A 7,809-nucleotide genomic window follows, 5' to 3' on the forward strand; every position below is an offset into this window, starting at 1 on the left:
AGGCGGTGCCGCGATGACGGACCGTGCCGAGGTGACAGGTGGTGCCGCGCCTGGCTTCGGCGGTCTGGTGGCCGAGCGGGCGAATCCGCGTCCCATCCTTACGGCCTCGATCGCCCGGCTGGCCCGCGCCACCGCTCCGGGCGGCCCGCTGCTGCGGATCCTGCCGGGCGCGCGGATCGCGCCGGGCCACGCCCGCCCGGTCGGCAACCATCCCGTCATCGGCGCGCCGGAGCTCACGGGCGCGAATCGCGTCGGCGGCCGACAGATCGACCGGGTCGTTCTCGCCGGCGCCTACCCGCGTGCCGCGCTCACCCAGCCCGGCGACATCGTCGTCACGACCAGCCCTCGTTTCGGGGCGCATCTCGATGAGAGCGGCTATTCGATCATCGAGTTCCCCGCGCGCGGCCTGCGGCTGACGGACGCGGGGCGCGCCGTTCTCACCCCGCGGGTGCTGGCCGCGTTGCTGGCCGCCGCGGCGCCCGCCGGCCGCGCGTCCGGGGCGGTCCGCGCGCCACGCCGGCTGGAGGACCTGTGTGTCGCCGCGCTGCCCGAGCCGGTCGTGCGCCGGCTCGACGCCCTGCTCGCCCGCGCCGACGCCCGCCGGGCTCATCTACTGTGCGAGCTCGGCATGCTGGACGAGCTGGCCCGGACCACCATCGGTGGGCTGGCGGACGGCACACTGACCCTGATCGCCGCCCCGGACGGCCAGCGCCCCTGACCCGCCGGCCCTGACGACCACCGAGCCACCGAGCAGCCGAGCCACCGAGCAGCCGAGCAGCCGAGCCGTCGCGGCAGCGGAACATCGAGATATCGAGAAGCACCGAGGAGACATATGCCCCCGCGGAAGAAGTCCGCTCCGGCCGGGCCGCCGACCATGGCCGAGTTGCGCGAGACGCTGTGGAAGGCGGCCGACAAGCTGCGCGGCTCCATGGACGCCGCCCAGTACAAGGACTTCGTCCTCGGCCTGATCTTCCTCAAGTATGTCTCGGACGCATTCGTCGAGCGGCGCGAACAGATCCGCCAGGACGTGCTCGCCGACGGGATCGCGCTATCGCGGGTCGAGGATTTCCTCGACGACCCCGACGAGTACTCCGGGCACGGGGTCTTCTGGGTTCCGGAGCAGGCCCGGTGGGAGTTCATCGCGGCGAACGCGAAGAGCGCCGGGATCGGCGAGCTGCTCAACGCCGCGATGGACGCGGTGATGAAGAAGAACCCGCCGCTCACCGGCGTCCTCCCACGGATCTTCAACAGCGAGAGCGTCGACCAGCGCCGCCTCGGCGAACTCGTCGACCTGCTCGGCGACGCCCGGTTCACCGGCCACCGGACGACGGCCCCGCCGTCGGCGTCACCCCCGCCGGGGGAGGACGGCGCGCTGTTCGCCGAACCCGCGCCGGGCGTCCCGGCGGAGGCGGTGACCCGGTCGGCCCGGGACGTGCTGGGGGAGGTGTACGAGTACTTCCTGGAGAAGTTCGCCCGTGCCGAGGGCAAGCGCGGCGGTGAGTTCTACACCCCGGCGAGCGTGGTGAAGCTGCTCGTCGAGGTGCTGGAGCCGTACTCCGGCCGGGTGTACGACCCGTGCTGCGGGTCGGGCGGCATGTTCGTCCAGGCGGAGAAGTTCGTCGCCGAGCACCGCGGGCTCACGCGCAAGGACGACATCGCCGTCTACGGGCAGGAGTCGAACGAGCGGACCTGGCGGCTGGCGAAGATGAACCTCGCCATCCACGGCATCACCGGCGACCTGAGCTCCCGGTGGGACGACACGTTCCACAACGACCGGCACCCGGACCTGCGGGCCGACTTCATCCTGGCGAACCCGCCGTTCAACATGTCCGACTGGGCGCGCACCGTCGACGACCAGCGCTGGCGCTACGGCACCCCGCCGGCCGGCAACGCGAACTTCGCCTGGATGCAGCACATCATCGCCAAGCTGGGCTCCCGGGGGAGCGCCGGGGTGGTGATGGCGAACGGTTCGATGTCGTCGAAGCAGTCCGGCGAGGGCGAGATCCGCGCCGCGCTCGTCGAGGCCGACCTGGTCGCCTGCATGATCGCGCTGCCGCCGCAGTTGTTCCGCACCACCCAGATCCCCGCCTGCCTGTGGTTCTTCGCCAAGGACAAGGGCCCGATGGGTGCCCGCCGGCTCGCCGAACGCCGTGGCGAGACCCTGTTCATCGACGCCCGGAACATGGGCACGATGATTGACCGCACCGAGCGCGTCCTCACCGACGACGACCTCGCGAAGATCGCCGGCACCTACCACGCCTGGCGGGGGACGCAGTCGGCCCGCGAGAAGAACCTGAAGTACGAGAACGTCCCCGGCTTCTGCTACTCGGCGACGACGGAGGAGATCCGCACCCACGACCATGTCCTCACCCCGGGCCGCTACGTGGGAGCCGCCGAACTCGACACCTCCAACGACGAACCAATAGCCGACAAGATCGCCCGCCTCACCAAGGAACTCTTCACCCACTTCGAGGAATCCGCCCGCCTGGAAAAAGAAGTCCGCACCCAACTGGAGCGCCTCGATGTCTGACTGGCACAAGGTGAGCCTCGGGGAGTTCGTCTCACTCCGGCGAGGGCACGACCTTCCGGCACGAGAGAGAACACAAGGCTGCGTTCCTGTAGTTGGTAGCGGTGGGATAGTTGGTTACCATGATACGGCTATTGCCCCGGGGCCGGGAGTTACGGTTGGCCGGGCTGCCAATCTTGGCTCTCCCTCCTTTGTGGATTGCGATTACTGGCCTCTAAATACAACTTTGTATGTAGATGATTTTTGTGGTAACGATCCACGATTCGTGTACTATCTGTTTCTGACACTGGACTTGACTGGCTTTGATTCTGGTAGCGTTCAGCCGATGTTAAATAGGAACTATATTCGTAGAGTTCCTATTCGGGTGCCGAGTCCATCTGGGCAGCGCGAGGTTGCTACGGTGCTCGGGGTGCTGGACGACAAGATTGCTGTCAACGAGCGTGTCGCTGCTACGTCCCGGCAGCTCGGTGAAGCCCGGTTTGCTGACGTGGTCCAGGGGTCGGGCGGTCGTAAGATCCGGCTCGGTGACTTGGTCGAGACGTTGACGCGCGGCGTGGCACCGCGCTATACCGAGGACGACGATGCCCTCGTTGTGCTCAACCAGAAGTGCATTCGTGCGGGCCGGGTGGGCCTCGATCCTGCTCGAAGGACGGAATCAGGAAATGTCCAGTCCGGTAAATATCTGAAGATGAACGATGTGCTGGTCAACTCCACAGGTGCCGGCACGCTGGGTCGGGTGGCAAGATGGGCCGGGGACATCCCGGCCACGGTCGACTCGCATGTCACCATAGTCCGTTTCTCGTCGGATCGAATGAATCCGATGTGTGGTGCGTTCGCCATACTGGCAGCTCAGCCCGAGATCGAGTCCATGGGTGAGGGAAGTACCGGCCAGACGGAACTCGGTAGGGCGAAGTTGAGTGATCTCGTGCTCGCTGTGCCGGCGCCCGAGAAATGCGAGAGTATTGGTGCCGGATTGGAAGTCCTGGAAGCTCGCGGTGAGGCCGCGCTGAGGGAATCCATCACGCTCGCGGAACTGCGGGACGCTTTGTTGCCGAAGTTGATGTCGGGGGAGATTCGGGTGCGGGATGCGGAGAAGGTTGTGGAGGATGTGACGTGAGCTCGGGTCGGGGGGGCTGGAGCGAGGCTGACTGGGAGCAGGCGGCCGTTGACACGCTCGGGGAGCTTGGGTGGCAGCCGGTGAAGGGTGCCCAGCTCGGGCCGGGTAGTGGGGAGCGGAAGGACTGGGCTGAGCCGATTCTTGTCGAGCGGCTGCGGGACGCGATCAGTCAGATCAATCCGGATCTGCCGGCCAGCGCTGTCGACGATGCCGTCGGCGTGGTGCTCGCGTCCGAATCCCGGGACGCGATCGCGGAGAACCATCGGCTGCACGAGTTCATGGCGCGCGGGATGCGTTCCGTCACCGTAGTCGACGAATATGGTGCCGAGCACACCCCGACCATCTGGCTGATCGATTTCCGCGATCCGGAGGTGAACGACTATGTCGTCGCCAGCCAGGTGCGGATCGACGACCGTAACCGTAACGGCATCCGCTGTGATCTCGTCCTGTACCTCAACGGCCTGCCGGTCGCCGTCGTCGAGCTGAAGAACGCCGGCGCCGAAAAGGGCGACCTGCGGGTCGCGCACCAGAAGCTGATGAACTACGTGGCCGAATGGCCGCTGGCGTTCCGGGCCACCGTGCTGTTTGCCGTCGCCGACGGGGTGACCGCCCGCTATGGCACCCCGTTCACCCCGTTCAACCATTTCGCGCCGTGGAACGTCGACGAGAAAGGCCAGCCGGTACGCCGGGAGGGAAACCCCGGCGGGCAGCCGCGCGACGTTGACGACGTCCGCTACGACGACGCGCAGAGCGTGCTGCTGCACGGCCTGTTCGACCAGCGCCGGTTCCTCGAGCTGCTGCGCGGCTATGTCACGTTCGCCAGTGTGGGCGGCTCGGGCCTGCGGAAGCGGATCGCGAAGGCGCACCAGTACTTCGCCGTCAGCCGGGCGGTGGAGAAGACCGTCGAGGCGATCCGCGGCGACGGGAAGGCTGGTGTCGTCTGGCACACCCAGGGCTCCGGCAAGTCGATGGAGATGGAGCTCTACGCCTACCAGGCCAGCGTCGACCCGCGGCTGGCGAACCCGACGATCCTGGTGCTCACCGACCGGATCGACCTCGACGACCAGCTCCACGGGGTGTTCAATGCCAGCCTGCTGCTGCCGAGCAAACCCGTGCGGATCGACAGCCGCGAAACGCTCCGCACGGAGCTGTCGAGCCGCACGACCGGCGGCATTCTGTTCACCACCCTGCAGAAGTTCGGCCTGACGAAGGAGGAGCGGGAGGCGAAGTCGGCGCACCCGCTGCTCTCCAACCGGCTGAACATCATCGTGATCGTGGACGAGGCGCATCGCAGCCACTACGACAATCTCGACGGGTTCGCCCTCCGGCTGCGCGAGGCGTTACCGAAGGCGACGTTCCTCGCGTTCACCGGCACCCCCCTGTCGGAGGTGGACCGCGACACCCGCAAGGTGTTCGGCGACTACATCGACACCTACGACCTCACCCGGGCCGTCGAGGACGGGGCGACCGTCCGCGTCTACCACGAAAGCCGGCTCATCCCGCTCGAACTGCCGCCGGGCGTCGACCCCGAGACGATCGACACCCGGGCCGACGAGATCACCGCCGGGCTGGACGAGGCGGAGCAGGAGCGGGTGCGCCGCAGCGTCGCCGCGATGAACGCGCTCTACGGCGCGCCGGCCCGGGTCCGGACCCTGGCGAGCGACATCGTCAAACACTGGGAGGCGCGCTCCGACCGGATGCGCCCGTTCATCGACGGCCCCGGCAAAGGGATGATCGTCTGCGCCACCCGGCAGATCTGCGCGGACCTGTACCGGGAGATCGTCGAGCTGCGCCCCGGCTGGCACGACGACGCCGTCGACCGCGGGAAGATCAAGGTCGTCTACACGGGGAACACCGACGACAAGGGCGAGATCTTCAAGCACGTCCGGCGGCCGTCCCAGAACAAGGTGATCCAGTCCCGGGTGCGTGACGCCGACGACCCGCTCGAACTGGTCATCGTGCAGTCGATGCTGCTCACCGGGTTCGACGCGCCGCCACTGCACACGATGTACCTCGACAGGCCGATGCGCGGCGCCGCGCTCATGCAGGCCATCGCCCGGGTCAACCGCACCCACCGCAACAAGCGGGACGGCCTGCTCGTCGCCTACGCCCCGGTGGCCGACCGGCTGCGTGCGGCGCTCGCCGAGTACACCTCCACCGATCAGGCGCAGCAGCCCCTCGGCCGCGACATCGGCGAGATGATCGGCAAGGTCCGTGACCTGCACGACGTCATCGTCAGGATCCTCACCGACCACGACTGGCGGGCGGCGCTCGCCGCCGGCACCCGGACGGCCTACAAGGACGCCCTGTACGGCACCATCGAGTACCTGCACGACCCGGCCCGGCCGGGGAACACGGCACGGGACGGCCAGCTCCCGCGCGCAGCCCGGTTCCGCGACGCCGCCGCCCGCCTCGAACGGGCCTACGCGCTGTGCGCCGTCCGGGACGAGCTGGACGACCTGCGCCCCGACATCGCGTTCTTCCACGCCGTCCGGGTGTCGATGGCCAAACTGGACGCCGAGGAGCGGCGGGCCGCCGGCCTGCCCGTCCCCGACGAGGTCGAGATCCTGCTGCGCCAGCTCACCGCCGCGACGATCGAGGCCGGCGGCGTCACCGACCTCTACGAGGCGGCCGGGATCTCCCGGCCCCCCGACCTCTCCCACCTGGACGAGGCATACCTGGAGCGGCTGCGGGCGTCGAAGACCCCGAACCTCGCGATCGAGGCGCTGCGGCGGGCCGTCGAACAGACCATGCGTCAGGTCACGCGGCACAACATCGTCCGCCGGCGCAGCTTCTCCGACCGGCTCGTCGAGCTGATGAACGCCTACCGCAACCAGCACCTGACCGCCGCCGAGATCCTCACCAAACTGGCGGAGATGGCCAGGGAGGTGAACACCGAGGGTGACCGCGGCCGACGCTTCACACCACCGCTGTCCACCGACGAGCTCGCGTTCTACGATGCCGTCGCGCAGAACGCCTCCGCCGTCAGGGAGCTGGGGGACGACAAGCTCGCCGCGATCGCGCGCGACCTCGTCGTCCAGGTCAGGAAGTCGGTGACCATCGACTGGACGATCCGCGAGGACGTCCGGGCGCGGATGCGCACCATCATCAAACGCCTGCTCGCCCGGCACGGCTACCCCCCGGACGCGGCCCGGGAGGCGATCGACCTCGTCATCGCCCAGACAGAAACCTTCGCCGAGGACTGGGCCGCCGGCACCGACCGCTGACCGCCGCTGACCCGCGAGCGGGGGTCATCCAACTGTCGGGACGCCGCGTCTACGCCGCGATGGAAGGCGCCATGCCCGGTGAACGACCCCACGACCGCCCTGAGAGGCGGAATCCAACCGTCTCAACACATCAGGACCTCGCGTATGGCCACGAAAAGACCACGCATGGCGAATTGCACTTGTGTAATTAGCCGCGAAACACTGTGTCCGACCGGCGACGTGGGTAAGTTCGAGCGGAGGCTGAGGGATGCTCAGGCCACGGCACCCGATCAAGGAGCTGGAGGCCGTTCTACGGAGCGCGGAGAAGCAGGGCTGGAAGGTTGACAGGGGCAAGGGCTACTTCAAGATGTTCTGCACCTGTGGTGAGCTTCACAAGAAGTTCGTGCACCTCACCCTGTCCGACCCCAACTACGGGAAGAACCTCCGCGGGTATCTGAAGAGCCGGACATCCTGGAAGGAGGACATGTCGTGACGTACTACACCATGATCGAGCTCAAGGCCAGTGGCCCGCTCGACGGTCTTGACGCCTCACTGATCTCCTTGCTGACACTCTGTATAACCTGCACAACGTCACCGACCCCGACCTTGGCGCGACTCTCAGCACCGGCCGCATCGACGTCACAATGATCGTCGATGCTGACTCCCTCGAAGAGGCTCTGCACAAGTCCCTCACCGCCACGCGCACCGCGATCCACGTGGCCGGCGGCGCGACTCCCGACTGGGAGCGGATGATCCGCGAGGTCGGCACCCAGGCCCGCGAACTCACCGACGCCTAGCAGGCGCCGATCACCAACACCAACGCGACTCGAGACCCGGCCAGCACGACGCCTGTCCCGTTTCGGGATGCAGCCGCTAGGCGGCCGGGATGATGTCGCCGTCGCGGACCGTCAGGCGACAGCTGGGTGGGGGGCCGCTTGGGCGTGCTACCCGTCGATGAT

Annotated in this window: 6 protein-coding genes and 1 pseudogene; all 7 read left to right on the plus strand. The window is 67.8% G+C overall.

Going from position 1 to position 7,809, the window contains the following annotated elements; translation table 11 throughout:
- On the plus strand, nt 1–718 hold a 718-nt coding region (locus AC5LSR_RS15550), incomplete at its 5' end, for a hypothetical protein (RefSeq protein WP_493468617.1).
- Nucleotides 719–832: 114 nt separating this feature from the next.
- Nucleotides 833–2,530, plus strand: a complete 1,698-nt coding sequence (locus AC5LSR_RS15555; RefSeq protein ID WP_250285317.1) for a class I SAM-dependent DNA methyltransferase — start codon at nt 833–835, stop codon at nt 2,528–2,530.
- Nucleotides 2,523–2,909: pseudogene (locus AC5LSR_RS15560) on the plus strand (restriction endonuclease subunit S); the annotation flags it as partial. The gene AC5LSR_RS15555 and the pseudogene AC5LSR_RS15560, both read left to right, overlap by 8 nt.
- 27 nt (nt 2,910–2,936) lie before the next feature.
- Nucleotides 2,937–3,644: a restriction endonuclease subunit S gene (locus AC5LSR_RS15565; RefSeq protein WP_493468618.1), complete on the plus strand. Its 708-nt coding sequence runs from the start codon at nt 2,937–2,939 to the stop codon at nt 3,642–3,644.
- Nucleotides 3,641–6,871 (plus strand): type I restriction endonuclease subunit R, encoded by a 3,231-nt coding sequence (locus AC5LSR_RS15570; protein ID WP_250285315.1) that lies wholly within the window; start codon nt 3,641–3,643, stop codon nt 6,869–6,871. Before AC5LSR_RS15565 ends, AC5LSR_RS15570 begins: the two co-directional genes overlap by 4 nt.
- Nucleotides 6,872–7,118: 247 nt before the next feature.
- Entirely contained in the window at nt 7,119–7,343 is a 225-nt protein-coding gene (locus AC5LSR_RS15575) for a hypothetical protein (RefSeq protein ID WP_250285313.1), read from the plus strand.
- A 151-nt stretch (nt 7,344–7,494) separates the two neighbouring features.
- A complete protein-coding gene (locus AC5LSR_RS15580) occupies nt 7,495–7,647 on the plus strand; it encodes a hypothetical protein (protein ID WP_250285312.1) in 153 nt (50 codons plus the stop codon).
- Nucleotides 7,648–7,809: the final 162 nt, after the last annotated feature.

The organism is Protofrankia sp. CiP1_Cm_nod4 (assembly GCF_982290645.1).